Below are 3,142 nucleotides of genomic sequence, written 5' to 3'. Positions count from 1 at the left end.
GCCGCGGCAGGCGTCGGCGCCTGACCACGGGCGCCGCCCGGCTGCCAGCCAGCAGGCGGCGTGATGCCGACGCTGGGCACCAGCGCGTTCAGTTCCGTCACCACCTGCTGCGTGATGTCAACGCCCGGCTGATAGGAAACCGTCGCGTCGGGGGAGAGGATCAGGTCGACCTTGGCCTTGGTCATGGCGGATTTCAGCGCGTCCGACAGCTTGGCCGAAATCTGTTCCTCGACATAAGCGTTGGCCAGAGCGATCGGCTGGCCCAGGCGTTGCAGTTCGGCCTGACCGTTCTGGCCAGCCTTCTGATAGGCTTCATACTGGGTCTGGATCGCCGGGGTGGGCTTGTTGCCCGCAGCCTTCATCGCCGCTTCCAGCGCCGTGCCCTTCGAACGCAGGTCCGCGTCGATGGCGTTCTTGCGCGCGTTGAAGCTGTCGATCTGCGCCTTGTAGGTCGTCTGGATCTGCGAGCGGGCGGTCGTATAGGCCGAGCTGGTGGCGACGGCGCGCTGGATGTCGACCACGGCGATGCCGTTCTTCGACTGAGCGGCCGCAGGCGCGCTGGCAAGTGCGATGGCAGTCATGGGGGCGAAGGCGAGAGCCGCCGCCTTGAGGATCATGTTCATTAGAATTGAGTCCCTACGTTGAAGCTGATGAGCTGAGTGTCGTCCCCTGGTTCCTTGAGCAGGGCCTTGGCGATGTCGATGCGGAACGGCCCGAACGGCGAGTTCCAGTTGACGCCGAAGCCCACGGAGACGCGCGGCTTGAGCGTGTCGCCGAGATACACTTCCTCGAAGCCCGTGCCGTCGAGATAGGCAGCATCGAAGCCCGCAGGTGGCGCATTGCAGGTGCCCAGCGAAGCGGCACGTACAGTGCTGGCCGAACCGGTGGTGCCCGTCTGCGGCGTGATGGAGCAATAGCCGGGGAAGTTGGTCGGCTGCGGATCACGCAGTCCGCCGACAGCGCCGGCATCCACGAAGATGGAGGGACGCAGGCCCATTTCTCGCGCGCCTGAGCCCAGCGGAATTTCGACTTCCGCACGCGCAAGATAATAGACTTTGCCGCCCAGAGCGTCGTCACGGACATTATTGTCGCCCGAATTCCGCGAAAATCCGGTCGGGCTATTGGGATCAGCCACCAGATAATAGCGCTTCACGCGCGGACCAATGCCGCGAATGTCAAAGCCGCGAATCTGCGGGTTGCCCAGGAAGAAGCGGTCGGTCAGCCGGATCTTGTCCACCAGTTCGCCGCTTGCATCCCGCCGCTCGCCTTCCAGCGAATGGATATATCCGCCTTCCGCCGACAGCGAGAAGATGAAGCCGCCGCCCAAGGGCCAATATTTGGCCCCGTTAAGCCGCGTGCGGACATATTTGACGCTGCCGCCCAGCCCGGCGAAATCCTGGCTCAGCACGATATTATGACCGCGCGTCGCCCGGATACGGTTATCGCGATTGTCGTAGATCAGCGAATAGCCGAGCGAGGATGTCGTCCGCTTGCCGATGGCGTCGCACAGATAGCGCCCCGCGAGGATCGGGTCGCAGACGCCATTGGTATAATAAGTGTCCTCGTCCAGACTCACATCGTCCAGATTGAGGCTGTAGCGCAGGGCGAGCGACATATATTCCGTGATCGGCACGCCAGCGCGGATCTGGAAGCCTGTCGTCGTCTGCTTGTAGGTCGTGTCGCGATCGTTGGAATTGCCGAGATAGCGGAAGCTGTTGAGGTCGCGGCGGTAGATGTCGCCGCCCAGCGCGATATTCTTGTCCATGAAATAGGGTTCGGTGAAGCCCAGTTCGACGGACTTGGAATAGCTGGAATAATTGACGCTGGCGCGCAGTTCCTGGCCCTTGCCGCGGAAGTTGCGCTGGGTGATCGACGCCGCGACGATAAACCGCTCAAGCGAGGAGAAACCGGCCGAAAGCGACAGTTCGCCCGTCGATTTTTCCTGCACATTGGTTTCCAGCACGATGCGGTCTGGCGCGGAACCCGGCTTCTGCTCGATCTCCAGCTTTTCCTGGAAGAAGCCGAGCGAGTTGATGCGGTCGCGCGACCGCTTGACCAGGAAGCTGTTGAAGGCGTCGCCTTCCGCCAGGCGGAACTCGCGGCGCACGACCTTGTCCTGCGTCAGCGTGTTGCCGTTGACGTCGACCCGCTCGACATAGACACGGGGCGCATTGCCGATGCGGAAATTGATCCCCATCGTCAGGCTGTCCTTGTCGCGGTTGAAGTCCGGCTGCACGTCCGCAAAGGCATAGCCGAACAGGCCCGCCGTCTCGCTCAGCGTATCGACCGTGTCCTCAACCTGCTTGGCGTTGTACCAGTCGCCCTTCTTCATCGGCAGCGTCTTGGTCAGCGTCGCGCCCGACAGGTCGCGAATGTCGCTTTCCACCTTCACGTCGCCGAATTTGTAGCGGTCCCCTTCCTCAACCACATAGGTGATGATGAAGTCCTGCTTGTCGGGCGTCAGTTCCGCCACGGCTGAAATGACGCGGAAGTCGGCATAGCCTTCGGTCAGGTAGAATTGCCGCAGCTTCTGCTGGTCATAGGCCAGGCGATCCGGGTCATAGCTGGTGCCGGAGGAGAAGATGCGGAACCAGCGCGACTGCTTGGTCACCATCTGGCTGCGCAGTTCGCCGTCGCTGAACTTGTCGTTGCCGATGATGTTGATCTGCCGGACCTTGGACTTGGGCCCTTCGGAAATCTCGAAGACGATATCGACGCGGTTCTGGTCGAGTTGCACCATCTTCGGCTCGACCGTGGCGGCGAAGCGGCCCTGGCGGCGATAGAGTTCGATGATGCGGGCCACGTCCGCGCGCACCTTCGACCGGGTATAGATCTGGCGCGGGGCGAGCTTGATCTCAGGACGGATCTTGTCTTCCTTCAACCGCTTGTTGCCTTCCAGCACGATGCGGTTGATGACCGGATTTTCCCGGACCTCGATGGTCAATGCGCCATTGTCGTTGCGGATCTGCACGTCGGCGAACAGTTCCGTCTCATACAGGTCGCGCAACGCCTGATCGAGCGTTTCCTGCGTATAGGGCTGACCCACGCGCAGCTTGGTGTAGGACAGGACCGTGTCGGGCTCCAGCCGCTGCTGACCCGTCACGGCGACGCTGCGGATGGTGCCCGCGGCAGGCACGGCGGC

General features: G+C 62.3%; 2 protein-coding genes. Both read right to left on the bottom strand.

Translation table 11 applies throughout. The features are described from left to right. Positions 1–623 (bottom strand): OmpH family outer membrane protein (locus L288_RS32305; RefSeq protein ID WP_021238367.1); only part of this gene is annotated, 623 nt, incomplete at its 3' end. After that, positions 623–3,142, bottom strand: a 2,520-nt coding sequence (bamA, locus tag L288_RS32300; RefSeq protein ID WP_021238366.1) for an outer membrane protein assembly factor BamA, incomplete at its 5' end; no start/stop codon positions are given. The genes bamA and L288_RS32305, both read right to left, overlap by 1 nt.

The organism is Sphingobium quisquiliarum P25 (assembly GCF_000445065.1).
GTDB lineage: Bacteria > Pseudomonadota > Alphaproteobacteria > Sphingomonadales > Sphingomonadaceae > Sphingobium > Sphingobium quisquiliarum.
This window is presented reverse-complemented; position numbering and strand designations above follow the sequence as displayed.